27 protein-coding genes and 1 pseudogene are annotated in these 24714 nt (G+C 41.7%); 16 read left to right on the forward strand and 12 right to left on the reverse strand.

Going from position 1 to position 24714, the window contains the following annotated elements:
• Window positions 1-130: 130 nt before the first annotated feature.
• Together phnX and phnW are read right to left on the reverse strand one after the other, a co-directional pair.
• Entirely contained in the window at window positions 131-940 is an 810-nt protein-coding gene (phnX, locus tag M1F03_RS16835) for a phosphonoacetaldehyde hydrolase (protein WP_251464741.1), read from the reverse strand.
• On the reverse strand, window positions 937-2052 hold the full coding sequence (gene phnW, locus M1F03_RS16840) for a 2-aminoethylphosphonate--pyruvate transaminase (protein ID WP_251464742.1): 1116 nt from the start codon (window positions 2050-2052) through the stop codon (window positions 937-939). Before phnW ends, phnX begins: the two co-directional genes overlap by 4 nt.
• Window positions 2053-2192: 140 nt before the next feature.
• Here phnW and phnR point away from each other — a divergent pair, with 140 nt between their 5' ends.
• From phnR to nrdG, 12 genes are all read left to right on the forward strand, one after another.
• Window positions 2193-2912, forward strand: coding sequence for a phosphonate utilization transcriptional regulator PhnR (gene phnR, locus M1F03_RS16845; RefSeq protein WP_249999435.1), 720 nt, complete (start codon window positions 2193-2195; stop codon window positions 2910-2912).
• A gap of 113 nt (window positions 2913-3025) precedes the next feature.
• Window positions 3026-4039, forward strand: a complete 1014-nt coding sequence (gene phnS, locus M1F03_RS16850; RefSeq protein ID WP_251464743.1) for a 2-aminoethylphosphonate ABC transporter substrate-binding protein — start codon at window positions 3026-3028, stop codon at window positions 4037-4039.
• A 7-nt stretch (window positions 4040-4046) separates the two neighbouring features.
• Window positions 4047-5156 (forward strand): 2-aminoethylphosphonate ABC transport system ATP-binding subunit PhnT, encoded by a 1110-nt coding sequence (gene phnT / locus M1F03_RS16855; protein WP_251464744.1) that lies wholly within the window; start codon window positions 4047-4049, stop codon window positions 5154-5156.
• 1 nt (window position 5157) lies between these two features.
• Entirely contained in the window at window positions 5158-6027 is an 870-nt protein-coding gene (gene phnU, locus M1F03_RS16860) for a 2-aminoethylphosphonate ABC transporter permease subunit (protein ID WP_251464745.1), read from the forward strand.
• A complete protein-coding gene (phnV, locus tag M1F03_RS16865; RefSeq protein ID WP_251464746.1) occupies window positions 6021-6815 on the forward strand; it encodes a 2-aminoethylphosphonate ABC transport system, membrane component PhnV in 795 nt (264 codons plus the stop codon). The genes phnU and phnV overlap by 7 nt, the downstream gene beginning before the upstream one ends.
• A gap of 313 nt (window positions 6816-7128) precedes the next feature.
• Window positions 7129-8064 carry an aspartate carbamoyltransferase gene (gene pyrB, locus M1F03_RS16870; RefSeq protein ID WP_154624845.1) on the forward strand — a complete coding sequence of 312 codons (936 nt, stop codon included), beginning with the start codon at window positions 7129-7131 and terminating at the stop codon, window positions 8062-8064.
• 13 nt (window positions 8065-8077) lie between these two features.
• A complete protein-coding gene (gene pyrI, locus M1F03_RS16875) occupies window positions 8078-8542 on the forward strand; it encodes an aspartate carbamoyltransferase regulatory subunit (protein WP_154624844.1) in 465 nt (154 codons plus the stop codon).
• A gap of 98 nt (window positions 8543-8640) precedes the next feature.
• Window positions 8641-9027, forward strand: a complete 387-nt coding sequence (gene ridA / locus M1F03_RS16880) for a 2-iminobutanoate/2-iminopropanoate deaminase (protein ID WP_004915899.1) — start codon at window positions 8641-8643, stop codon at window positions 9025-9027.
• A gap of 335 nt (window positions 9028-9362) precedes the next feature.
• Window positions 9363-9809, forward strand: coding sequence for a GNAT family N-acetyltransferase (locus M1F03_RS16885; protein ID WP_154624843.1), 447 nt, complete (start codon window positions 9363-9365; stop codon window positions 9807-9809).
• Window positions 9810-9935: 126 nt separating this feature from the next.
• A complete protein-coding gene (locus M1F03_RS16890) occupies window positions 9936-11243 on the forward strand; it encodes an IS4 family transposase (protein WP_251465252.1) in 1308 nt (435 codons plus the stop codon).
• A gap of 654 nt (window positions 11244-11897) precedes the next feature.
• Window positions 11898-14036, forward strand: a complete 2139-nt coding sequence (nrdD, locus tag M1F03_RS16895; RefSeq protein ID WP_163863180.1) for an anaerobic ribonucleoside-triphosphate reductase — start codon at window positions 11898-11900, stop codon at window positions 14034-14036.
• 4 nt (window positions 14037-14040) lie between these two features.
• A complete protein-coding gene (gene nrdG, locus M1F03_RS16900) occupies window positions 14041-14505 on the forward strand; it encodes an anaerobic ribonucleoside-triphosphate reductase-activating protein (protein ID WP_163863182.1) in 465 nt (154 codons plus the stop codon).
• Here the strand turns inward: nrdG and M1F03_RS16905 are convergent.
• The gene (locus M1F03_RS16905; protein ID WP_196713706.1) at window positions 14502-14939 is read right to left on the reverse strand and encodes a YhbP family protein; all 438 of its coding nucleotides are present in this window, start codon (window positions 14937-14939) and stop codon (window positions 14502-14504) included. The two genes, nrdG and M1F03_RS16905, sit on opposite strands and share 4 nt — an antisense overlap.
• A gap of 114 nt (window positions 14940-15053) precedes the next feature.
• The gene (locus M1F03_RS16910) at window positions 15054-15305 is read right to left on the reverse strand and encodes a DUF1471 domain-containing protein (protein WP_154624840.1); all 252 of its coding nucleotides are present in this window, start codon (window positions 15303-15305) and stop codon (window positions 15054-15056) included.
• A 297-nt stretch (window positions 15306-15602) separates the two neighbouring features.
• Between M1F03_RS16910 and M1F03_RS16915 the strand changes: the two genes are divergently transcribed.
• Window positions 15603-15905, forward strand: coding sequence for a GIY-YIG nuclease family protein (locus M1F03_RS16915; RefSeq protein ID WP_154622828.1), 303 nt, complete (start codon window positions 15603-15605; stop codon window positions 15903-15905).
• Here the strand turns inward: M1F03_RS16915 and M1F03_RS16920 are convergent.
• A complete protein-coding gene (locus M1F03_RS16920; RefSeq protein WP_154622829.1) occupies window positions 15887-16390 on the reverse strand; it encodes a GNAT family N-acetyltransferase in 504 nt (167 codons plus the stop codon). The two genes, M1F03_RS16915 and M1F03_RS16920, sit on opposite strands and share 19 nt — an antisense overlap.
• On the reverse strand, window positions 16384-16908 hold the full coding sequence (gene ubiT / locus M1F03_RS16925; RefSeq protein ID WP_163863186.1) for a ubiquinone anaerobic biosynthesis accessory factor UbiT: 525 nt from the start codon (window positions 16906-16908) through the stop codon (window positions 16384-16386). The genes M1F03_RS16920 and ubiT overlap by 7 nt, the downstream gene beginning before the upstream one ends.
• 419 nt (window positions 16909-17327) lie before the next feature.
• Between ubiT and ubiU the strand changes: the two genes are divergently transcribed.
• The 3 genes from ubiU to M1F03_RS16940 are packed head-to-tail and all read left to right on the forward strand — an operon-like array spanning window position 17328 to window position 19379.
• The gene (gene ubiU, locus M1F03_RS16930) at window positions 17328-18323 is read left to right on the forward strand and encodes a ubiquinone anaerobic biosynthesis protein UbiU (protein WP_251464747.1); all 996 of its coding nucleotides are present in this window, start codon (window positions 17328-17330) and stop codon (window positions 18321-18323) included.
• A 13-nt stretch (window positions 18324-18336) separates the two neighbouring features.
• Window positions 18337-19212 (forward strand): U32 family peptidase, encoded by an 876-nt coding sequence (locus M1F03_RS16935; RefSeq protein WP_154622831.1) that lies wholly within the window; start codon window positions 18337-18339, stop codon window positions 19210-19212.
• A 17-nt stretch (window positions 19213-19229) separates the two neighbouring features.
• Complete coding sequence (locus M1F03_RS16940) at window positions 19230-19379, forward strand: hypothetical protein (protein ID WP_251464748.1); 150 nt, start codon at window positions 19230-19232, stop codon at window positions 19377-19379.
• Between the two features lie 89 nt (window positions 19380-19468).
• On the opposite strand, the pseudogene M1F03_RS16945 reads toward M1F03_RS16940, so the two are convergent.
• The 6 genes and pseudogenes from M1F03_RS16945 to M1F03_RS16970 all read right to left on the reverse strand — a co-directional run.
• A pseudogene (locus tag M1F03_RS16945) lies at window positions 19469-19636 on the reverse strand (PAAR domain-containing protein); the annotation flags it as partial.
• A 158-nt stretch (window positions 19637-19794) separates the two neighbouring features.
• A complete protein-coding gene (locus M1F03_RS16950; RefSeq protein WP_163863188.1) occupies window positions 19795-20988 on the reverse strand; it encodes a glutathionylspermidine synthase family protein in 1194 nt (397 codons plus the stop codon).
• Between the two features lie 2 nt (window positions 20989-20990).
• On the reverse strand, window positions 20991-21707 hold the full coding sequence (locus M1F03_RS16955; protein WP_251464749.1) for a DUF1190 domain-containing protein: 717 nt from the start codon (window positions 21705-21707) through the stop codon (window positions 20991-20993).
• A 16-nt stretch (window positions 21708-21723) separates the two neighbouring features.
• Window positions 21724-22131, reverse strand: coding sequence for a DUF350 domain-containing protein (locus M1F03_RS16960; RefSeq protein ID WP_196713708.1), 408 nt, complete (start codon window positions 22129-22131; stop codon window positions 21724-21726).
• A 267-nt stretch (window positions 22132-22398) separates the two neighbouring features.
• On the reverse strand, window positions 22399-23559 hold the full coding sequence (locus tag M1F03_RS16965) for an ABC transporter permease (protein ID WP_154622836.1): 1161 nt from the start codon (window positions 23557-23559) through the stop codon (window positions 22399-22401).
• A complete protein-coding gene (locus M1F03_RS16970) occupies window positions 23559-24704 on the reverse strand; it encodes an ABC transporter permease (protein ID WP_251464751.1) in 1146 nt (381 codons plus the stop codon). Before M1F03_RS16970 ends, M1F03_RS16965 begins: the two co-directional genes overlap by 1 nt.
• Window positions 24705-24714 lie beyond the last annotated feature (10 nt).

The following is a 24714-nucleotide window of genomic DNA, read 5'->3' on the forward strand; positions in this document are numbered from 1 at the left end:
TAGGTCGGCACTTATTTGAAGCTGTATTCGAATCTGTATTTGAAGCTGTGGTGCCTACTAATAGACATCGAGATAATAGGCGCCACAATATTGTACCGATTCGAACTCAACCTATAAGCGATACGGCCACTTAGGGTCTTTCGCCATTAGCCAGTCGCACATTTATCTTCTCTATGAGGTCAGGTAGATCAGCTAATGTATCAATAACATAGTGCGCACCTGCGGCAAATAACTTATTGGCGGCTTGCTGACGCAAATGCGCAACGTCATCGGCTGACATGCGTTGATATTCATCCCATGTTTTACCAAACTCATTCCCTGATAAAGCGAGGCCAACACTCCACATCCCTGCATTACGCCCTTCTTCAATACCAGGTGCGGCATCATCAACCTTAATACAATGAGCAACCGAGTCGATACCTAACTCAATAATATTTTGTAGTGCCATCCATGGACCTGGGCGACCACCAGCCACTAAGTCATCACTCGCAATCCAATAGTCCGGTCTATAGCCTAATTTTTCTGCTGCTGGAACCAATTTTTCCATCACGGCTCGCGGATAGCCAGAACAAGAACCGATTTTGATCCCAGATGCACGCAATATACTAACTGTATCGACAACCCCTTCAATTGGAGCAGCAAAATCGACGACTTTAGCAATTTGCAACGGCATAAATGCCTCATAAATGGCATTAATATCATCGGTCGTCATTGAACGACCAAACCTGTGCTGCCAACGTGCATCAATTGTTGGTAGTTTTCCTAACGCTTCAATATGTTGCCATTTGCCTAGCCCCATAGGTATACGAGCCTCTGCAAGCGTAATATCGATATCAAACACGCCATGAAATGCCTCAATAAAAATTTGGGTTGGCGCAAAAGAACCAAAATCAACGGTAGTCCCTGCCCAATCTAAAACGACTGCATTAATACGCTTCATACTGACTCCTTATTTTCCCAGTAAATAGCCTGCTTGATTGCAACGAGTAATGCGGCAATATCTTGTTGATACACTTCACCAATGTTCCCAATACGAAAACAATCACTTTGCGAAACTTTACCGGGGTAAATAACGAAGCCTTGAGCTTTCAATCGTTCATAAAATTGCTTGAAATGATAATCAGCAGCTTTAGGTGAATAAAAAGCCGTGATGATAGGAGATTGCCAATCATCCTTAAGTAAGGTTTCAAAGCCTAATTGACGCATCCCCGTGACTAATTGACGTTGGTTTTGTGAATAACGTTGGTAACGAGCAGTAATTCCCCCTTCTTGTTCTAGCTCTTTTAAGGCTTGTGCAAAAGCCAGCACCGTATGAGTTGGAGATGTAAAACGCCATTTACCATGGTATTTTTCCATGCACTCCCACTGCTCATAGAGATCTAACGATAATGAACGTGAATACTTTTTACAGACAAGTAACTGGTCAACACGAGCAATCACAAAAGCAAAACCAGGTACCCCTTGAATACATTTGTTGGCTGAGCTGATCATAAAATCAACGTTAAGCTCCGCAATATCCATGGGAATGCCTCCAAAACTACTCATGGCATCAAGGATATAACGTTTACGATATTGTTTAGCTAGCCTACCGACCGCTTCAACTGGGTTTAATATTCCTGTTGTTGTCTCACAATGCACCATCGCAATGTGTGTGATTTGTTCATCGTCCTGCAATAGCTGCTCAATTACCGCAGCATCCGGTAACGAGGTTTCCCCACAATCATACACATGATGAGCAATATCCATACGCTGTGCCATTTCAGCCATACGTACACCATAAGCGCCGTTACTGATAATCAGCACTTTATCATGCTGACGCATTGTGCTTCCCAATACCGCTTCTACAGCAAAACTACCACTACCTTGTAATAAAACGGTTGTATATCCAGACGTTGTTGTTGCTAGCGATGTCAGCTGCTGACGAATCGATTGCACAACGCCAAGATTATAATCATCATCCCATGTACAACTATCGAGTAACATCGCCTCTTTGACGGTTTTTGATGTGGTCAGTGGGCCTGGGGTTAATAACAAATAATGATTTGCAGACATTCAACTCACCTGTTGGTCTATACCAGATGGCAAATATAATGCGTATACTTATCACTAAAGGTCAAAGGAAAAATGACATTGCAACAAAAAATTCATATAACTCTGTATAATACAAATGAATTTCAACTTGGTGAAAACACATGAAACCAACCATAGAAGAGCAACCACAATATCGCCTAATCACCGCGCAATTACAGGCAAAGATTCAAAATGGTGCACTGAAAAGTGGTGATAAATTGCCATCAGAACGCGAATTATGTGCGATATATAACACAACAAGGGTAACGATTCGTGAAAGTTTGGCACAGCTAGAAGCCAGTGGTGTGATCTATCGTTCTGAGCGTCGGGGCTGGTTTGTCACGCCGGAGAGACTGTGGCTTAACCCTACTCAAAACACCAATTTTCACAAATTGTGTCTTGAACAAAGACGCCAGCCTAAAACCCTACTTTTGGATGGGCGTGTCGTCACTGTGCCAAGTGAAATTGCAAAACCATTAGCATTGGAGCCTTTTGAACCCATTTATTTACTCACACGTTTACGTTTCGCGGATGAGCGTGCAGTTTGTTATTGTGAAAATCACTGCTTACCTGCCCGAGTGCCAGAATTGTTAAGGCATGACCTAAATGGCAGTCTCACTGAAATATATGAAACCCATTACAATTTGATTTATACCAGTATGCATCTTTCGTTTTATCCAACTGCCATGCCCCTACAAGCTGCTCATGCACTTGGGGTGACAGCTGGCCGGCCTGCCTTGCTATTACAACGTTTGAACTATGATCAGTATGGGCGGATCCTTGATTATGATGTGGAATACTGGCGTCATGATAGTTTACGTATTGAGGTGGAAACCCTGTAGTCGATATCATTTTTTATAAAAATTGGATTATTTCATCTTTTTGTCACAATCTCTGGTTAGCGTAAAAGAAACTGGTATATACCAGACTTCATTTTCGTTAATAGGAGATCATCATGACGTTTTCTCGCCTTTCTTGTTTGTTGATGGCTGCGCTATGTTCAGCCCCCTCTTGGGCCGATTCTGTGGTTACCGTTTATTCAGCAGACGGCCTGCATGATGGCAACAATAGCTGGTATCAAAACCAGTTTAATGCGTTTACGAAGCAGACGGGCATTAAAGTACAATATGTGGAGAGTGGTTCTGGTGCCATTGTCGAGCGCCTTGCGAAAGAGCGAACTAACCCCCAAGCCGATGTATTAGTCACCGTTCCGCCTTTTATTCAACGTGCCGCCACCAGCAATTTATTAGCTAAATTTACCCCAGATGCTGCTCCACATATCCCTAACTCAACCCCTTATTACAGCCCTCTCGTCAATAATTACCTGACGTTCATTTATAACGAAAAGCTGTTAAAAACACCGCCAAAAAATTGGAATGCGCTGTTAGATAATCGATTTAAAAACAAGCTGCAATATTCCACCCCAGGACAAGCAGGTGATGGTACCGCTGTTATGCTGCAAGTATTCCATAGCTTTGGGAGCAAAGAGGCTGGTTTTGACTACTTAGGGAAGCTACAAGCTAACAATGTGGGCCCTTCTGCATCAACCGGCAAACTTACCGCTTTAGTCAATAAAGGTGAGTTATACGTAGCAAATGGCGATTTGCAAATGAACTTATCACAAATGGCGCGTAACCCTAATGTGAAAATATTTTGGCCGGAAGATAAGCAAGGTGAACGCAGCACACTTGTTCTGCCTTATGTCATAGGCCTAGTCCAAAATGGCCCAGAAACCGAAAATGGCAAAAAGCTGATTAACTTTTTATTAGATAAACAATCACAAAATCGAGTGAGTGAGCTTTCATGGGGGATCCCTGTCCGAACCGATATCACACCAACCGATGAACAGTACCGAACAGTAATGAAAACCATCGATGGTGTAAAAAGTTGGCAACCAGATTGGAATGAGGTGGCCATTTCACTTTCAGATGATATTTCACGTTGGCAACAAGTGACTGAAAGCGAGTGATATACGTATGTTGATGAAAAGAAAAACAAGTTCCTCTACGCAAACGACTGAGCATTCAGGTATTACTCTCGAATCATTGAGAGTCTCTTATCATGATAATGTCGTACTCAAGCCGTTATCTCTCACCATAGAATCAGGTGAGATATTGGTCCTTATCGGCCCTTCAGGGTCAGGAAAAACAACTGTTTTACGTGCTATTGCAGGTTTTGCTCAACCGGACAGCGGGCGTATTTTAATTGGTGATACGGATATTACCCACCTTCCTCCCTATCAACGGGGGCTAGGCATGGTAGTACAAAATTATGCACTCTTCCCACATATGAAGGTGGAAGAGAATGTTGCTTTTGGCCTACGCGCACAAAAACAACCTAAGGCATTAATTAATGAGCGTGTTACTGAAGCACTAAAAATTGTCGGCATGACCGATTATGCAACACGCTATCCTCACCAACTTTCAGGTGGGCAGCAGCAGCGAGTTGCCATCGCACGCGCGATTGCGGTTCGTCCACGAGTGTTGCTACTCGATGAACCGCTTTCGGCTTTAGACGCACAAATCCGCCATAATATGGTAGAAGAAATCGCCCGCTTACATCATGAACTTCCTGATTTAACGATTCTTTATGTCACACATGACCAAACTGAAGCACTCGCTTTAGGTGATAAAATTGGCATTATGAAAGACGGTTATATGGTGGCTCATGGTGAAAAAAATGCCCTTTACCATCAGCCACCAAACCGCTTCGCTGCTGAGTTTTTAGGTCGAGCGAATATTTTACCTGCCACTGTTCTTGGCGCCTCTGCCAAGGTAGGCCAAATTAGCGTGAGCTGCTTAGGAACATTAATTGAAGCGCAAGGCGCTGATCTGCGCACGGGAACGCATAAACTGGTCTGTATTCGCCCACAGCACATTAGTTTATCGTCTCGCTCTGATACCACTAATCAACTGAATGCCACCCTACGTTCAATCAGTTGGAAGGGAGATTTGACGCATTTAATTTGCCAAGTTGCGAATGAAACAATCAGTGTTGCGATCACTCACTTACATCCTAGCCCCCGCATTGGTGATCAGCTTACTTTATGGTTTTCACCCGCCAATACGATTTTAATTGAGGCGTGACATGTCACAAGCTATCGAGACCCATCAGTCATCCAACAATATTAAACCCTATTTTTGGATATTATTACCTCTGTTAGTATTAGCCACTCTATTTTTTTATCCATTATTGTTGATTACAGAGCAGGCATTGCACACTGAGCAAGGGCAATGGGGATTAGAGACTTTTTGGGAAGTTATTGAATCACGCCGTTTTATCAATGGCTTAATTAATACCCTCTACATTGCTGTTTTTGCCACATTAGGCTGCTTAATTATTGGTAGTATTCTCTCTCTCATATTGGTTTTTATACCTTTTACAGGCAGTCGGTTTATCACACAAGTTATTGATACTTTTATCGCACTGCCAACTTTTTTAATTACACTCGCTTTTACCTTCATTTATGGCTCCGCAGGCTTACTCAATGGAACCTTAATGGCACTCTTTGATGTCGAATTACCGCCCGTCGACTTTTTATACTCGGTAAATGGCGTTATTTTGGCTGAAATTACCGTCTTTACCCCTTTAATAATGCGCCCCTTAATGGCGGCTCTACGTCAAATAGATAAAAGCCAATTAGAAGCGGCCAGTATCCTAGGTGCACATCCGGCTAGAGTCATCTGCCAAGTGATTTTTCCTGCTGCACTTCCCGCCCTTCTGGCAGGAGGAAGCCTTTGTTTACTGCTAACGACCAATGAGTTTGGCATCGTCTTATTTATTGGCGCGAAAGGGGTAAACACCTTGCCTATGATGGTGTACAGCAAGGCTATTCTTGAATCGAATTACAGTGTTGCCTGCCTGATCGCTTTAATTAATATCTTGCTGTCACTTGGCTTATTTTCACTCTATCGAATGGCTGCCGGTCGCATTAATATGAGGAGATCATCATGCTAATTTGGTCTAAAAAAGGACGTATAATTGCCGCAATAATAGCTATCACCCTATTTGCCATTCTCTTCTTACTGCCATTAGTGATTATTTTAATGTCGAGTTTTAGCCAACAGTGGAATGGCTTATTACCCTCTGGTTTTACATTCATCCACTTTGTGAATGCGTTTCAGGGTCCTGCATGGGATGCGATTTTATCCAGTCTCACTATTGGTTTTAGTGCCAGCTTATTTGCTTTATTTTGTGGCTTATGGGCGGCTTTAGCCTTACGTCAATATTCCGCCAAATTTCAAAAGTATCTTGGGATTGCCTTTTATTTACCTAGCGCAATTCCGTCAGTGTCTATTGGATTGGGAATCTTAGTGGCATTCAGCCAAGGCTATTTACAAATGAATGGCACCTTCTGGATTGTCTTTTCCGCCCACTTTGTCCTAATCAGCGCCTTCACGTTTAGTAATATTTCAACGGGATTGACCCGTATTTCACCTGATATTGAAAATGTAGCCTTCAGCTTAGGGGCTACGCCTTGGTATCGCTTATACCGCATTACATTGCCATTATTGATGCCATGGATGATATCCGCATTAGCCCTGAGCTTATCATTATCTTTAGGGGAGCTAGGTGCAACCATGATGCTGTATCCCCCTGGTTGGGCAACACTGCCTGTGTCAATTTTCAGTTTAACGGATAGAGGAAATATTGCCGATGGTGCCGCACTCACCATTGTGTTAGTCAGCGTGACGCTTTTGTTAATGGTCAAATTAGAGAGGATCGCTAAGCGACTTAGCCAATAATGAATAGCTCTCTGATTTTATTATTTTTATACAAAATAACAAAAAAGGAATATCAGCATACCAGTAAAAAAATTTATTTTTCTGTATGCAAACGCTTGCGTCGAGAGGAGACACGCGTATAATGCGCCACAATTTGCCGGGAGAAACCATGAACGCTGTTGCTCTATTTGTTTCAAAGAACACCTCCATTGCACTGCCTTCTGGCGGTCTGGACAGCCTGTTTTTCCCCTCCGTATTTCAAGAAAAGCCCCTCATTGAGGGGCTTTTTTTTGGCCTATCACCTAACACGTCTTGCTGACACAGGAGAACAACGATGCCGAACCCTTTATACCATCGCGATATAATTTCAATTAATGATTTAGATCGCGCCGATCTTGAGCTCGTGCTCAAGGTTGCCGCTTCTTTAAAACAACAACCACAACCTGAATTTCTAAAACATAAAGTTATCGCCAGTTGTTTCTTCGAGGCATCGACCCGTACGCGTTTATCCTTTGAAACAGCCATTCATCGCTTAGGGGCATCTGTTGTCGGATTTTCTGACAGTTCGAACACTTCGTTAGGTAAAAAAGGTGAAACGCTCGCCGATACTATTTCGGTCATTAGCCAATATGTGGATGCCATTGTGATGCGTCATCCACAAGAAGGTGCCGCACGTTTAGCTAGCCAATTTTCAGGCAATATTCCCGTTATCAATGCGGGTGATGGTTCAAATCAGCATCCAACACAAACGCTATTGGATTTATTTACTATTCAAGAAACACAAGGCCGCCTTGAAAACTTGCAAGTGGCCATGGTCGGTGACTTAAAATATGGCAGAACCGTGCATTCTCTCACGCAAGCGCTGTCTAAGTTCGAGGGCAATCATTTTTACTTCATCGCTCCGGAAGCCCTATCGATGCCTGTGCATATTCTTCACCTACTTGAAGAAAAAGGTTCTACATACAGCCTGCATAACAATATTGATGAAGTCTTGCCTGAACTCGATATTCTCTACATGACTCGAGTACAAAAAGAGCGTTTAGACCCTTCAGAATATGCCAATGTTAAAGCACAATTTGTACTGCGAGCAGCAGATCTGCATGTTGCGAAACCTAACTTGAAAGTATTACATCCATTACCGCGCATTGATGAAATCAGTGTCGATGTTGATAAAACACCTTATGCTTACTACTTCCAACAAGCAGGCAATGGCATATATGCAAGACAAGCCTTACTGTCACTGGTTTTAAATAAAGAATTGGCCATCTGAGGAGAAACCCATCATGACACACGACCATAAATTACAAGTTGAAGCGATAAGCTGCGGCACTGTCATCGACCACATTCCTGCTCAAATTGGTTTCAAATTGCTGAGCCTGTTTAAACTGACATTAACTGATGAACGAATTACTATCGGTTTAAATTTGCCTTCGAATAATTTAGGTAAAAAAGATTTAATCAAAATTGAAAATACTTTTTTAACGCCAGAGCAAGCCAACCAATTAGCGATGTATGCGCCAGAAGCAACCGTCAATCGTATTGAGGACTACCAAGTCGTAGAAAAGCTGGAGCTAAGATTACCGGAACATATCGACAATGTGCTGATTTGTCCAAACAGTAACTGCATTAGCCATAATGAGCCAGTCTCCAGCAGCTTTAGAGTGAAAAAAGTCGGCAAAGAAGTTGCATTAACCTGCAAATTCTGTGAAAAAGAGTTCGATAGAGACGCCGTGATCAATAATCAGTAAACAAGATAAACGTAGACTGCGACTTTGTATGTGAATAGCAAAGCTTTATACTATGTTTCATCTATCACGCTAATTTTATCTGCTTAAATGGAGTCATTATGTCATACGAAATCAGTACAGAAAATGCACCAGCAGCAATCGGCCCTTATGTACAAGGTGTTGACCTAGGCAGTATGGTTATCACTTCAGGTCAGATCCCTGTTGATCCAAAAACGGGGGAAGTTCCTGAAGATATCGCTGCACAAACTCGCCAATCACTGGCGAATGTTGCTGCTATCTTAGAAAAAGCGGGTCTTAGCGCTGCTAATATTGTGAAAACCACGGTCTTTGTGAAAGATTTAAACGATTTCGCAACCGTGAATGCAACTTACGAAGAGTTCTTCAAACAACATAATGCCCCTTTCCCTGCGCGCTCTTGTGTTGAAGTTGCCCGTTTACCGAAAGATGTAAAAATCGAGATCGAAGCGATCGCTGTGCGTAAGTAATTAATAACAGATAACACAAAGCGGGAAAATGGCGTTTTTTCTGCTTTGTGTTATCACCTTTCACTTTCCCGAACTTATCCAAATAATCATGCGCTAATTCGCTATACGGACTATTTTTTTATTCACTTTCCTGCCAACAATATATTTTTCAATACATCTTGTTATTTTATTGCCATTCCGGCATATTTGAGCCGCATTTTTAGTCGCCAATTAGGCCCTATCACTCATCCGAACTAAGGGGGTTACCATGCGTAAAAATAATCTAAATACATTCAAAACATATTCTATTCATTCATAATTTAGAGAAGGTTTGCTTCTCTAAACAGGAGAAGTTAATGGTAACACTCGTTGGGTTGAATCAAGATAACTGGGAAGATTGTGCTGATTTACAAGTTTCAGAAGAACAAGCACAATTTATTGCTTCCAACTTATATTCAATTGCGGAAGTTCAATTTTTACCTCGGTTTATCGTTAAAGGTATTCAGCATCAAGATACATTAGTGGGGTTAGTCATGTATGGTATTGACCCCGATGATGGCAATTATTGGATTTATCGCTTTATGATAGACGAGAAGCACCAACGTCTCGGCTATGGTCGGCAAGCGATGCAGGTATTGATTGATGAAATAAAGTCATCAAATCAAGAGAAAATTCCAGCCATTATGATTGGCTATCACATTGATAACCTTGGTGCGCATCATTTTTACCAAAGTGTCGGCTTTGAATTTCAAGGTGTCGCAGACTGGGGTGAATACTTAGCAAAATTTGATTTGCTTAACTAATTCGCTATAACTCAATATAAAGGCCACATAAGTGTAATGCCGATCAGTTAAGAACTAAATAATGAGTTGAACGATCCTACAGTTCTGCAAAAATCCGTAATCATTCCAAAAATTACGGATTTTTTTATGTTACTTAGCCAAGCACTCGAGACTGTTCAGGCTTTCTCTCCAACAGAATTTACAGCCCTTTCGGACCTCCTTTCCGCTGAACTTATTGATGAATGTCTCGTGGATGCTGGGGTTGTTACGATAAGAAAACGCCGTCTTCCGATGGAAATGATGGTATGGGCTGTAACAGGAATGTCCCTTTTTCGTTCTCTTTCCATGGCGCAACTCGTTTCTCATTTAGACATTGTTTTACCAGGTAACCGGCCTTTCGTTGCACCAAGTGCCGTTGTTCAGGCACGTCAACGGCTAGGGGAAGATGCAGTCCGTAAAGTATTTGAGAAAACAAGTCAGCTCTGGCTTGATAAACTGCCATTATCACACTGGAACGGATTAACCCTAATGGCTGTCGATGGCACATTATGGCGTACACCAGATACCCCTGAAAATGATGCCGTATTTGGGCGAACAGCCAATGAACACTCACGTTCTGATTGGCCGCAACTTCGCATGGTTTGCCAGATGGAGATCACAAGCCATCTGATTTCGGGCGCACATTTTGGTAGCGTTTCCGAGGTGAGCGAAATTGGCCTTGCTGCCAAATTGACAGAGCAAACCCCGGATAGTTCTCTGACCATTTTTGATAAAGGATTTTATGCTCTGGGGTTACTTCACCATTGGCAGTCCTCTGGCGTAGAGAAACACTGGATGCTCCCATTACGTAAAGGCTCACAGTACCTAGTCGTAGAGAAACTCGGCTCCGGAGATGAGTTAGTTGAATTACGTCTATCCCCTCAAGCACGCAAAAAATGGACTAACGCTCCAATGATATTGAGAGCTCGATTGATAACAAAAGACGTGAATGGGAAGAGGGTTCAGATATTAACATCAATGAGTGATCCACTTCGATACCCCAACGCCGATATTGTCGACCTGTATGGGCATCGTTGGGAAATAGAACATGGCTTCAGAGAAATGAAGCAGCATATGTTGAATAATGAACTCACATTGAGGAGCAAAAAGCCCGTCTTAGTAAATCAAGAGTTATGGGGAATGGTACTCGCGTATAACTTACTGCGGTTTATGATGGCTCAGATGGCATACAGCTTGAAAGATACAGAGCCCTATCAGATGGGATTTAAACAAACTGCGATATACCTGAGTGCCCAACTGAGCCTGCTTCCCGCGGTTGCTCCGGGAAACATACCAAAATTCATTAATGGGATATTGGCAATGGCTAGAAGTTTTGTTCTACCGAGTCGACGACAAAGGCATTACCCTAGGGCGGTAAAGAAAAAGCCGCAACGATACCCGTTACGGCGATATTAATGACTTAACTGACAAGCATTACCACATAAGTGGCCTTTTTTTGTTAGATAAATCCACCATGATCAACTTTTTCTCTACTCTTAATATCCTTTCTTTGCCCGTATTTGGTGCTATGACGACTGAAGTGGCCGTGTTCGGTTTATTACCTCAATTAATCCACTCAACGTCATATAACTGCCCCGCAAGTTGGTTTTTTTGTCAGTATTTATGTCGTGGTTATCGCGATTTCCGGCCCTTTCATTACCTTATTACTAGGCGGTTTTAATCGGAAAACCATTTTATTAGCAATCAAGTTGCTATTTTGGATTCCTCATATGATTTATGCACTGACAGATCGCTATGATGTGATTTGACTGTTTCGTATTTTACCGGCGTTCACACAGGCCATCGTTTGCTGCCACGATCAATTTCATAATAGGTTTTTATTTTTGTTATCTCGGCTTTTGATATTCATACAATTTATTTTTTTCCTTGTTGTGGATCAAGTTTAGTGTAGCTAAAAAAGAGCAATAACCTATATATTGTGCTTTAATTGCATCAACACATACTACATATAGTATTTATTCACAGTTTTATCCACAAGACAGCCACTCCTGCTACTGCGGCATTATCTGACGGTTTGATATTGTGGATAACTCAATAAGGAGCATTTCAGTGAAAACGGTTGTGATTAAACGAGACGGTTGCCAAGTCAATTTTGACGCCCAAAGAATTCAAGAGGCCATAAAGCGTGCATCTACGGCTGTGAATATTCAAGATAATGACTACTGTCTTCACGTTGCAACTGCTGTCACAGAGCAACTCGGCCATCGTGAAAAAGTAGACATTCGCGAGATCCAAGATGCCGTAGAAAATCAGCTCATGTCCGGCCCTTATAAAAACCTAGCGCGCGCTTACATTGAATATCGTCATGATAGAGATAGTGCACGTGAAAAACGTAGCCAGCTCACCCATGATATCCGAGGCCTTATTGAGCAAAGCAATGTTTCACTGTTAAACGAAAATGCCAACAAAGACAGTAAAGTGATCCCTACTCAACGTGATTTACTCGCTGGTATTGTGGCAAAACACTATGCTAAACAGTATATTTTGCCTCGAGATGTTGTCATTGCTCATGAACGAGGCGAAATCCACTATCATGATCTGGATTACGCGCCCTTTTTCCCTATGTTTAACTGTATGCTTATCGACCTTGAAGGCATGCTAACCAATGGGTTTAAAATGGGCAATGCAGAAATTGAGCCACCAAAGTCTATTTCAACAGCAACTGCCGTGACTGCACAAATTATTGCTCAAGTAGCTAGCCACATTTATGGCGGTACGACTATCAATCGTATTGACGAAATACTGGCACCCTATGTACATATCAGCTATGAAAAACACCTTAAAACAGCGGAAGCTTGGGGGATCAGTGATGCTCAGCGCTATGCTGAATGCCAAACAGAAAAAGAATGCTATGACGCATTCCAATCCCTTGAATATGAGGTTAATACATTACATACCGCAAATGGACAAACGCCTTTCGTCACCTTTGGCTTTGGCCTTGGCACCTCAACAGAAGCACGTTTGATCCAGCAATCTATTTTAAAAAACCGTATTGCTGGCTTAGGTAAAAACCGTAAAACCGCGGTGTTCCCTAAACTGGTGTTTGCGATTAAAAAAGGATTGAACCACCAATTTGGGGATCCTAACTATGATATCAAACAGTTAGCTTTGGAATGCGCCAGTAAACGTATGTATCCAGACATTCTGAACTATGACCAAGTCGTTAATGTCACTGGTTCCTTTAAAACCCCAATGGGCTGCCGTAGCTTCTTAGGCGTTTATGAAGAAAATGGGCAACAAATTCATGATGGTCGCAATAATTTAGGTGTGATCAGCCTTAACTTACCGCGCATTGCGATTGAAGCTCAAGGTAATGAAGATGCCTTCTGGCAATTACTAGAAGAGCGTTTGTTCATCGCCAAAAAAGCACTCATGACACGTATTGCACGCCTAGAAAATGTGAAAGCACGTGTTGCACCGATTCTGTATATGGAAGGCGCGTGTGGTGTGAGACTCAAAGCCGATGATAGTGTTGCCGAGATATTTAAAAATGGCCGAGCCTCCATTTCATTAGGTTATATTGGACTGCATGAAACCATCAATGCGCTCTTCGGCGCTCAAGAACATGTTTATGACAATGCCCAATTAAGAGAAAAGGCAATCGCTATTGTTAGCCGATTACGCCAAGCAACAGACGAATGGAAGACGGAGACTGGTTATGGCTTTAGCTTGTATAGCACACCAAGTGAAAACCTGTGTGACCGTTTTTGCCGCCTTGATACCGCTGAATTTGGTGTGATTCCCCATGTGACAGACAAAGGTTACTACACTAATAGTTTTCATCTTGATGTTGAAAAACGTGTTAACCCTTACGACAAAATCGACTTTGAACAACCTTACCCTTCACTCGCCAATGGTGGTTTCATCTGTTATGGAGAATATCCTAACTTACAACACAACCTGAAAGCCCTTGAAGACGTTTGGGATTATAGCTATGAACATGTTCCTTATTATGGAACAAACACACCAATTGATGAATGTTATGAGTGTGGCTTTACGGGTGAATTTAGCTGCACTAGCAAGGGTTTTGTTTGCCCACGTTGTGGTAATCACGACACCAACCGCGTTTCAGTCATCCGCCGTGTCTGTGGTTACCTAGGAAGCCCTGATGCTCGCCCATTTAACGCGGGTAAACAAGAAGAAGTCAAACGACGCATCAAACATTTAGGCAATGGGCAGCTAGGTTAAGACTATGCATTATCATCAATATTACCCTGTTGATGTCGTCAATGGCCCTGGAACCCGATGTACACTGTTTGTCTCAGGCTGTGTGCATCAATGTCGTGGATGCTACAACCAAAGTACATGGCGTCTCGATTCAGGCATCCCGTTTACCCAAGCAATGGAAGATCGGATCATACAGGATTTACAGGATACACGAATCCGTCGGCAGGGGTTGTCTCTCTCCGGCGGAGATCCCTTGCACCCTGCTAACCTCGCGGCTATTTTTCAATTAGTTCATCGTGTCAAAACAGTTTGCCCTGATAAAGATATTTGGCTATGGACAGGTTATCAGCTTGCAGAATTGACACCAGAGCAACAGAAAGTGGTTAGTCTGATTAACGTACTGGTCGATGGGAAATTTGTTCAAGAGTTGTATGATCCCGCTCTACTTTGGCGAGGAAGCAGTAATCAAGTTATTCACACTTTACGTTAACGCTCTCGTGACCAATGCAGTTTGCGACCAAAACCTAACTTATTATTGACCATTTTGACTTCCTGTAAATCTAAGCGCCATACAGGGAGTTTTGCGGTCAACGCCACAGGGAAGCGGCGACAGTAAAATTGGCGAGCTTGCGGTAATAACGTTTCATCCAAGGCTATCACATCGCCAATAAATTGGATCCCTTGGATTTGGCTGACAACTTTTGTTTGTGCGGAAACTGTGCCTGCAATGCGAGGATTGGCTCGCATAAGTTGACCATGACGCGAATCGGGATCGGTCATAAAAAATAAACTCATTTGGTTAGCATCAAATGCATAGTAACAAGTGGCTGGCCAGATATCATGCTCATGATACGTAAAGAGAGAAAAAACGTGCTGGCGGGAAAGATAACGTTGGATATGTTGTAATGCCTGTTGGTCATTCATCGCAAAAACTCACATTGTCCGTTCAGAACACGCTCTTTGAATATCGTTTGTCTATCGCTGAGCGTGCTTAAGCTGTTCTGAACGTTTGGTATTGTATTTGCTAGGTACTATAAATTATTTATAGATTGCAGCAACACCATTCATTGAGTTTTCACCGCCTGCGGAAATAACACGGAATGAACTTGCACCAGCTTCTTCAGCTTTTTTGGCCAACTTTTCAGTTAGGTCATTAACGCTAACAGCACCTGTTACAGAAACATAACCAGCAGCGGGTTGACTAGAGTGTTGAACTTCTTCAGCAGCCATTGAGCCAAATGAAATAGCACTTAAAGCCAAAGTTGCAGCGACTAGTGTTGATTTTTTCATAATGTGTTCCTCATTGTATATTCAATTATTATCAGGGCGTTTTATCGTCCCCCTGTGATATGGATCATATTATGCACTTTAAATCGTAATGAAAATTAGCTAATTTTGCTGTTATCATTCAAAAAATTTGAATCAAAACCAATCTTTAGGTTACAAATTTATGACTTTAATGTGTCATTTTTTATATATAATTTAATAAGTTATATCTCCACTGATCAGCGAGATTTTTAGTTTATACCCAAATTATTTCCCCTTAAATTTCAGCACAGAAAGGCAAAAATAAGGCGCTAGGATCTAATGACCACACAGAAAAATTGGTATATTTACCTAATAAGAGAGAAAAATAACAGATTGTATTGTGGGATTACAACAGACATTCAACGCCGTTTTACTCAGCATCAAGAAGGAAAAGGTGCAAAAGCATTGAAAGGAAAAATGCCACTGACTCTTGTTTTTCATTGTTTAGTGGGGGATCGCTCAGCAGCATCAAAACTGGAATTTCAGGTCAAAAAACTCAGTAAAAAGGCAAAAGAAAGGCTGATCCTTGATCAGCCAGACAATATTATAAATTACTTAGTGAATCACAGTGCATCAAAATGAGCAGAATAAGTCACGCGCCCTGTATGATCACTTAAGGTGCCATTTTCTAATCCACAGATCATAAAATGGTCTTGTAACTCAGGCCATTGGCTTACAATATTGTGCTGTGATGCGGGTTCAAAACCAAAACGACGATAATAGTTGCTATCCCCTACCACCACCACAGCACCGTAACCAAACTCATTTAAGCTATCGAGACCTTCGTAAATCAATTGGCTACCAATACCTTGGTTTTGATATTGTTGACTGACAGCAATAGGCGCAAGGCCAACCCATTGCACATCTTCATTATTGACATCTACAGGCGTAAAACCTACATAACCAATCACTTCGCCGTCATCATTGGTTGCAACAACACCTAATGTTAATAAACCGTCTTCACGTAGTTTATGCACTAATTCTGCTTCAGCTTGCGTGGGGAATGTCTCACGCAATAATTTATCGATGCCTATTGCATCAACCGGTATTTCAACTCGAATTAACATGGGGATGCCACCGAGTTTTTATGCTCAGTGTCCTCGTCTTGTTGAGCGGTTTTGATAAAATCCGCCAGCTGTAACAATGTAAAACGCAATGGTGTTGGCATATTCTCTAATTCAAAAGCATCCATCAGGTTTTTCACGTACAAGCCTAATTCTGTATCGCCTTCAATCACTAAGCGGCGTTGGAAAAACAATGTATCGGGATCCTCTTTACGAGCCGCGATAAGGATCAGGTCATTCGCTTTACCGCTTACGCTAACATCGGCTTGTTCCTGAGCACTCGCGACTAACACACCATTTTGTAAGCTAATAAACCAGACTAAGTTAAGGTCACTGACTTCAACTCTTAGCCATTTACCCTCAAGGAAATCCAGCTCACCTTCTTTGACCGATTCACGGAATTGCCAGCTAAGTAGCTGCTCAAGCACCTGACGCTGCACAGCAAATGGGGTCACTTTTAAAGGAAACTTCAGTAGTGAAGGCCCTTTTAAGATAAGTTGAGAACGAATTTTTCCTAACACAGCTCTGACTCCCTATATCAATTGACTGCCTATTAAATACAACACAGCACCCGCTATGGCTTATGGCTAGCAAATCAGTGTGATAACAGACATATATATCGACATACTCAATAATAGAATATTCATATAATGCCAAAGAAAATAAGCACTCATTTGATCCTATATCAAGGTTTGCTCTTCTCGCCAGTATTTATTTTTTATTCTGCCAGAAATATCATGAATACTCTGTCTACTCGCCTATTTGCCAGTAAATCCACCTAACTAAAACGCATCAGTTTTTTGATATTGGAGTGTTAACATCAAAATAACGATGCAAATTCAACAGGTAAACAACCAATTCACTGCCTTAAATCAAAATCTGTCTCTACCGAGTTGACTAGAATGCTAAGTTGTCGAAATTTTACACTGGAATAGACACCATGGAATTACTCTGCCCTGCGGGCAACCTACCAGCTCTCAAAGCGGCTGTCGATAATGGTGCCGATGCGGTTTATATCGGCTTGAAAAATGATACCAACGCACGCCATTTTGCAGGCCTGAATTTTACTGAAAAAAAATTACGTGAAGCAGAACGCTATATACATAATCACAAGCGCAAACTGCATATTGCAATTAATACCTTTGCTCATCCCGATGGTTTTCAACGCTGGAGAGACTCTGTCGACCTTGCAGCATCTTTGGGCGCAGATGCATTAATTCTTGCTGATTTAGCCATGCTTGAATATGCCGCGAATAAGTATCCACATATTGAGCGACATGTGTCTGTGCAAGCTTCAGCGACAAATACCGAAGCGATTCGCTTTTATGCACGTAATTTTGATGTTCATCGTATCGTATTGCCGCGCGTACTCTCTATCCATCAAGTCAAGCAACTCGCCAAAACTAGCCCTGTTCCCTTAGAAGTCTTTGCTTTTGGTAGCCTATGCATCATGGCAGAAGGACGCTGTTATCTCTCATCTTATCTCACCGGCGAATCTCCCAATACGGTTGGTGCTTGCTCGCCTGCACGATTTGTTCGTTGGCAGCAAACGCCACAAGGCATGGAATCACGTTTAAATGAAGTCCTGATCGACCGCTATCAAGGCAATGAAAATGCTGGTTATCCGACACTATGCAAAGGACGCTATTTGGTTGATGGCCATCAATACCATGTACTGGAGGAGCCTACCAGCCTTAACACCATAGAACTACTGCCAGATTTGATGGCCGCAAATATTGCATCGGTCAAAATTGAAGGTCGCCAACGCAGCCCAGCCTATGTGACCGACGTCACTCGTATCTGGCGCAAAGCCATCGACAAATACAATGCAAATCCAAAACAATTTATTGCGGACCCACAATGGTTGAAAGTTTTGGGAGAACTGTCTGAAGGTAGCCAAACAACCCTTGGCGCTTACCATCGTAAATGGCAATAATAAGGAATACGTCATGAAATATGCATTAGGATCAGTTCTTTATTACTGGCCAAAACAGCAACTTGAAGCGTTTTATCAGCAGGCTATGCAAAGTGAAGCTGATATTATTTATCTCGGTGAGACCGTCTGTAGTAAGCGTCGTGAAATGAAACCAGCTGACTGGATTGATTTGGCTAAGGCACTGTCTGCTAGCGGAAAACAGATTATTTTAAGTACCCTCGCACTATTACAAGCCCCTTCTGAACTTAAAGAGATCAGTAAATTAGTCGATAATGGCGAATTCCTCGTGGAAGCACACGACTTTGGGGTGATTAATATGTTAATTGAGCGCAACCTGCCTTTTGTCGCCGGTCATGGTTTGAATTGTTATAACGCTCAAACGCTTAATATCCTACTCCGACAAGGTATGCAACGCTGGTGTATGCCTGTCGAATTGTCTCGTGATTGGCTAGTCAATTTACTCAACCAATGTGACGAGCTAGGAATACGTGACAAATTCGAAGTTGAAGTGATGAGTTATGGACACCTACCTCTCGCCTATTCGGCCCGCTGCTTTACCGCGCGCTCAGAAAATCGTGCAAAAGATGAGTGTGAAACTTGCTGTATCAACTATCCACAAGGCCGAAAAGTTTTTTCTCAAGAACAGCAACAGGTTTTCACGCTCAATGGATTGCAGACACAAAGTGGCTATTGCTACAACTTAGGCAATGAACAGCTATCCATGATGGATTTAGTGGATATTGTACGTATTTCTCCTGAAAGTCATGATTCTCTAAAAATACTGTCACAATTTAAAGCCAACCAAACAGGCCTAGCACCACTAACGATTACAGACAGGAGTTGTAATGGCTATTGGCGACAAGTTGCAGGTTTAGAGATGGTTGATTAGAGGTTAGCCATACATTCATGAGCGAAACACTCTGGTTGCTTTTTTATGTCGATGGGATATCGGCTGCCTTTATTCGTACTCGTACAGATAGTCTCCCAAATAATTCGCAGCGTATCTCGGCGGCAAGTCAACGAATCACTTGGAGTGATAGAAAACGATATGGCTAACGCAAATGTGCATCGCCAATACTGCTGCGATTTGCAGTATGACCAGGTAGTAGTTTCAGTGATATGCAGTGATATCAGCAAGTCATCACTTATCCCAACGTGACATGTACACAACCATTGAAGCCACCACAAGCCACTTTGTGGCCTTCCAGTGTTACGGCGATCCCATTGATTTTCATTAAACTGTCGCCCTCGGCAATAGTGCCTATTTTTTTACCCGATGGGCCATCAACCAAGTCGCCTGTATGGGCGACTCCTTAAGTTTGAATTGATGTATTTTATAGAAATTCATGAACGATGAAATGATTGAGTATGACTCTTTTATGGGGAGATAGAGTTCGCGCTTGATCACTATCACCATGCGAGAAATGAGATCAATTCCCGGTTCATAGGTCCCTTTCACAAATAAGCTGCATTAATTCATAATATAATGAGGAATAAATCGAGATGTATCTTTGGTTATTAACGAACCATCTTCTCGGATAGCAATGCCAGCAGGTTCATCACCAATCACCCAGCTTCCTATTAAGGTATAATCGGAACCAAATTTAGGCAGTAATGCACTGGCCTGATAAATACGGGGTTCATGAGCATATTCACCAAATTCTTCTGTAATAATCTCTTGTTCGCTGTTCATGAATAATGAAACATTCGCACCTTCGCGTGAGAATAACGGTTTGGTTGTAAAACCTTGCCAATGACTCCCCATATCCTGTTTAAGTTTTCCAACAATATTAATTTGCTCATCGGCAAAATAAGCAGGTAACAAATTAGGATGGTTAGGGAAATAACGCCATAACAAAGGTAATAACCCTTTATTACTTAAAATTGATTTCCATAACGGTTCCAACCATTCGGTCCGTTGGCTACGCAATATCGGGCCATAATCATCTTGGAACATCCACTCATAGGGGTATAATTTAAAACCTTGATGAATAATCTGATCTTGTAAATCCGTAAAAACCCCACCGAGGCCTAACCCGATATCTTCCATGTAAATAAATTGCGTTTGTAATCCCGCTTGGCGAGCACAGTCCTCCAAATATAAAACAGTTCCGCGATCTTCTATCGAGTCTTCGCAACAGCAAAAATAAAAAGGGTGCTCGTTACGCCATAATAAAAAACGCTGAATCAGTTTTTCCTGAATCGAATTAAACTGGTCGGCATTAGCTGGAATTAAACCTCTTGCTGTCATATCAGACAGCCACTGCCATTGAAAGAATGCGGATTCGTAGAGTGATGTCGGAGTATCTGCATTATATTCAAGTAATTTTGCTGTCTGATATCCATTCCATGAGAAATCCATTCTTCCATATAATGACGCTTTATTCTTTCGCCAACTATTTGCAATCGCATCCCAATATAATTCAGGGATTGCAAGTTCTTCTAAGATAGCCTCATCGTTAATAGCAAGATCAACAACCTCTAAACACATCTGATGTAATTCTTCGGTGGGATCTTCAATACCATTTTCAATTTGCTCTAAGGTAAAACAATAGGCATGTGATTCATCCCAATAAATTTCATCATCAATAATATGAAAATCAAAACCATAATCTTGAGCTATTTTATCTAAATTCTCACGCGGCTTTAATGGTATTCGCAACATACTCAGCCACCTTTACGACTGGATTTATGTCCGAAGCCGCCTCGTGAAGTCGTTTTAGTCGAGTTATTACTGTATTTAGCGGGTTTCAACTTATTTGAACCATCGGAAACCCATTTATCCGATGAACCAGGTTCATAATAAACATTCGGTTCACTTTTAGAACGATAAAATGGTCTAGCCCTTGAGTAATAATGCAATCCTGAATGCGCAGACGTTGAAGAACGACTCACTTCACTGGGATAATTATCAACCGAAAAGCCTGCTAGTGTAGGCGCATAAGCCTCGCGCTCTTGGGCATCACAATACTCATTGTCATGGTTTTGGGATAAGCACTCCAAATTTTCATACGGAGTCAATTTGCGATTTATTAATGAGCAATTGCCTTGCCCATAAATAGATTCACAGCTATTTAGTTGATTATAGTAAGCCATGTGCTGAATTAATTGTTGCTGAGCTTCTTCTTGTTTTTGCGTACAAAAAGATCGGCTATACCCCGCTAATACACAATCATCGCTATTTTTAAAGATCGTCACCGTAGAGGTTGGAGATTCTTTGCTACAACTACGTATACCAAAAATAACAGCCCCTCCCATAATGGCTAGCGTCAGTATGCTAGGGCCTTTACGTACTTCTTTTTTTACGGTACCAATTCGTTTTAATTGAGCGTTAGCATGGGGCTGATGACTTTTATGTTTCTTTATTTTCTTTTTCTTACTCATAGAACATCTTTATTTGTTAATAGCTCATACTAACGGCATTCAAAATACCAAACCCAAGTGATGTACCTCCTAAAAATAGCCCAGCAGAAATATTATTCTGTTCTATTTTCTCGCTGATCTTTGGCATATATATTTTGGTTGCGCCGAGAACAAGTAATTGAACAAATAATGCAATAACGCCCCAAATAATACAGTCGAGAAGACTAATAGAGTGAGAGATAGCACTCGATAGTGGAGTGATATAACCTAGCATAGCACCAATAAATGCAAGCCCAGCAGCGGTATTATTCTGTTTGATTAATACCCACTCATTATGACGCGATATTCGTGTATAAATAAAAAGAAACACAAGCACCATGACAGTACCTATCGCAAAATAACTCATAAACGAAAGTAACGCAGAAAGGATAGTCGAAAAGTCCATAGAGATTTATTCCTTTAAAAAAGGAATAAATGTAACTTAAGCTTTTTTTAAAATAAAGCATTTATAAAGAATTAAATTAACTTAATTTTAAAGTTCAGGCTATTAATATCTTATAATGCGTAAAACTATTTATTCATAATTGGGATTATCTAATAATGACTTAAAAACTCACCGTCATATTAGAATGAAGGCCGGTTATTTATATCAACATCGCAATGACTTTCAATCTTTATCAGGCCTTCTATTCATGAGACATCTTAAACAACATTATGAATCATGACGCTGCTTCCGCCAACGATGCATAATATGGGAAATATGACGTAATTCACCGTCACGTAGCATACCAATAAACACACCAATCACAGTATAAATGACCCCAAGAACCAGCATCATCACAATATCCATCAATACGCCACTAAACGGTAGACCCATTTGGTTGATCCCCGCCATGGCACTGGTTGCCCATGTTGATGGTAATGCTGACGCGATCATGCGTACCCACTCAGGCATTGCTTGCAATGGCCATATCGTTCCTGACATATAGAAAACCGGTGTGGTAATAAATGCTAAGGTTAAATAAATCATCTCAACACTACGTAAACATTCAGTCACTAACTTACCTAACCCAATTACTGCCAATAAGAAAGGAAAAGTCAGCATCCATAATTGATACAGTGGTGCTTCTTGGCGATAACCTAGGATCCATGGCCACAAAGCAAAAAAGACGGTGGATAAAAATAACCAAATTGGGATCAATGCAGATAATGCCCCTAAATATACTGCTAATGGCGGTTTACCTTTTGGCGTGCCACGAATAGCAATACTCACGCGAACACAGGCAATAAGCAGTGAATGCTGTAACAACATGACGAGCAAACCGGGAAACACAATGGCGGCAAAGCTGACACCTGGATTATACAAAGGCTCCGTTAAGCTACGAATTGGAGTAATAATGACTTTAGCTTGCTCTTTGCTATAACCAGAATTAATTAATAATTGCGTGTTATAGCTATTTAATAATGTTTGATAAGCACTGACTAATTCTTGTTGGATCTGGCCGCTCGCCAAACGGTTGGTCGCGTCACCATAAACAGGGATCGTAATAGTTTTACCATTCAATAAAAACTTTTCAAAATCGGTTGGAATGATAATGATAGCGAACAATTGCCGACCGATCATATCCTTGCGAGCTTGATCTAAACTATCATAACTGTGCAGTTTCACTTTCGGAGCAGCATCTAAGTCACGGATAAGTGCTCGACTTGCCACACTATGATCTTGGTCGATCACTGCAACAGGTAAATCCCATAACACCGGCTTCGCATAGACTAAACTCATCACACACAACGAGACGATCAATAATAACCACATTGGCTTATCTAACATGCCAATCAGTACTTTACGGAAGGTTGCAAAATACATCTGCATTAGAGCTCCCCTCCTTGTGCCGCAATTCTTTTCGGCAAGCGTTTACGGATCAAAAATGCCGTTACGATGGGATAAATCAGTAAGAACAAACAGACTTCGACAATACGTTTAAATGAAATTTCACGTAAGAAAATATCAAACATCGCGTTGAGTGTGTGGGTTAATGGCTCAACATTCGAAATAATTTGTGCGGGCAAAATCATGGATAATTCAGGTACTGCCATTCCCGAGAAGGCTAATGCAATACTCACTAGCATCCCAATAAGGCTATAAGCCATAATTGCACTAGACGTGAAACTAAATAGCAATAACCCAATACTTTGTGCCGCTATCACATAGAAGAAGCCAACCATTATCATATAGAGGGGATTTCCCACCACCTTAGCGTCAAAGATACTCACCAATGCCGCAAGTTCAACCACTAATAATGTGGTAAAAAATAATGTATAAGGGGCCATTTTTCCGAGCACGGCCATGCCAAATGGCTTCACACTCTGTAATATTGAGCTACGCGATAAAGTATAAATCGTACACGTCACCACGAACAATTGCAGCATATGAATAGTTGCTGCGAATTGCTGGTAATAGATATAGCTGCCGCTGGGGTTAAATAAACTGTCGTAAGAAAGAGTCACTTGTGCTAATGGGGGTAAGGCTTTTCCCATTGAACTCGCCAGTTGAGTACGGTACTTGGCATTCAGCTCAGCCACCAGACCACTGAAATCTTGGATCGCATAACTTCCCGACGCATAAAACAACGCATTGTAGTACATGCGTATTTCAGGTTGGCGCCCCCGTAATACATCCGCTTCAAAATTGGTAGGAATATATAAAAGCGCATAATCTTGCGCACTAGCTAAGCGTTTTATCGAGCTGTTAAGGTTGTTATCAATCGCTTTTACATCTGCATGGGGGCCTGCATTCAGATCCCGAATAATCTGCCTAGAAGCTGGGCTTCGATCATTATCAACGACGGATACCGGCAGATCCATCAGTGTTCCTTCTGAGAAGTTAGCGCTTATTAACGTAAATAACATTAACGGAAACAGCCAACTTAACCAGTGAAAAACAGGGCTGCGGATAGCAGCTTGTGTTTCTCGACTGAATGCATGTTCAAAACCATGCCAAGCGAATTTTAATCTCATAACAGCGCCT

Origin of the sequence: Providencia sp. PROV080 (genome assembly GCF_033688105.1) — a bacterium.
Taxonomy (GTDB): Bacteria; Pseudomonadota; Gammaproteobacteria; order Enterobacterales; family Enterobacteriaceae; genus Providencia; species Providencia zhejiangensis.

Bases quoted from the DNA above. Each gene is read 5' to 3' on its own strand.
- M1F03_RS16970 (WP_251464751.1), bottom strand. From the start codon at position 24,704: ATGAGATTAAAATTCGCTTGGCATGGTTTTGAACATGCATTCAGTCGA.
- phnV (WP_251464746.1), top strand. From the start codon at position 6,021: ATGCTAATTTGGTCTAAAAAAGGACGTATAATTGCCGCAATAATAGCT.
- M1F03_RS16940 (WP_251464748.1), top strand. From the start codon at position 19,230: ATGAGCGAAACACTCTGGTTGCTTTTTTATGTCGATGGGATATCGGCT.
- M1F03_RS16905 (WP_196713706.1), bottom strand. From the start codon at position 14,939: ATGAATGACCAACAGGCATTACAACATATCCAACGTTATCTTTCCCGC.
- M1F03_RS16890 (WP_251465252.1), top strand. From the start codon at position 9,936: ATGTTACTTAGCCAAGCACTCGAGACTGTTCAGGCTTTCTCTCCAACA.
- phnU (WP_251464745.1), top strand. From the start codon at position 5,158: ATGTCACAAGCTATCGAGACCCATCAGTCATCCAACAATATTAAACCC.
- M1F03_RS16915 (WP_154622828.1), top strand. From the start codon at position 15,603: ATGACCACACAGAAAAATTGGTATATTTACCTAATAAGAGAGAAAAAT.
- M1F03_RS16960 (WP_196713708.1), bottom strand. From the start codon at position 22,131: ATGGACTTTTCGACTATCCTTTCTGCGTTACTTTCGTTTATGAGTTAT.
- M1F03_RS16935 (WP_154622831.1), top strand. From the start codon at position 18,337: ATGAAATATGCATTAGGATCAGTTCTTTATTACTGGCCAAAACAGCAA.
- M1F03_RS16920 (WP_154622829.1), bottom strand. From the start codon at position 16,390: ATGTTAATTCGAGTTGAAATACCGGTTGATGCAATAGGCATCGATAAA.
- M1F03_RS16910 (WP_154624840.1), bottom strand. From the start codon at position 15,305: ATGAAAAAATCAACACTAGTCGCTGCAACTTTGGCTTTAAGTGCTATT.
- phnS (WP_251464743.1), top strand. From the start codon at position 3,026: ATGACGTTTTCTCGCCTTTCTTGTTTGTTGATGGCTGCGCTATGTTCA.
- M1F03_RS16955 (WP_251464749.1), bottom strand. From the start codon at position 21,707: ATGAGTAAGAAAAAGAAAATAAAGAAACATAAAAGTCATCAGCCCCAT.
- phnT (WP_251464744.1), top strand. From the start codon at position 4,047: ATGTTGATGAAAAGAAAAACAAGTTCCTCTACGCAAACGACTGAGCAT.
- ridA (WP_004915899.1), top strand. From the start codon at position 8,641: ATGTCATACGAAATCAGTACAGAAAATGCACCAGCAGCAATCGGCCCT.
- phnW (WP_251464742.1), bottom strand. From the start codon at position 2,052: ATGTCTGCAAATCATTATTTGTTATTAACCCCAGGCCCACTGACCACA.
- pyrB (WP_154624845.1), top strand. From the start codon at position 7,129: ATGCCGAACCCTTTATACCATCGCGATATAATTTCAATTAATGATTTA.
- pyrI (WP_154624844.1), top strand. From the start codon at position 8,078: ATGACACACGACCATAAATTACAAGTTGAAGCGATAAGCTGCGGCACT.
- ubiU (WP_251464747.1), top strand. From the start codon at position 17,328: ATGGAATTACTCTGCCCTGCGGGCAACCTACCAGCTCTCAAAGCGGCT.
- phnR (WP_249999435.1), top strand. From the start codon at position 2,193: ATGAAACCAACCATAGAAGAGCAACCACAATATCGCCTAATCACCGCG.
- phnX (WP_251464741.1), bottom strand. From the start codon at position 940: ATGAAGCGTATTAATGCAGTCGTTTTAGATTGGGCAGGGACTACCGTT.
- M1F03_RS16965 (WP_154622836.1), bottom strand. From the start codon at position 23,559: ATGCAGATGTATTTTGCAACCTTCCGTAAAGTACTGATTGGCATGTTA.
- M1F03_RS16950 (WP_163863188.1), bottom strand. From the start codon at position 20,988: ATGTTGCGAATACCATTAAAGCCGCGTGAGAATTTAGATAAAATAGCT.
- nrdG (WP_163863182.1), top strand. From the start codon at position 14,041: ATGCATTATCATCAATATTACCCTGTTGATGTCGTCAATGGCCCTGGA.
- M1F03_RS16885 (WP_154624843.1), top strand. From the start codon at position 9,363: ATGGTAACACTCGTTGGGTTGAATCAAGATAACTGGGAAGATTGTGCT.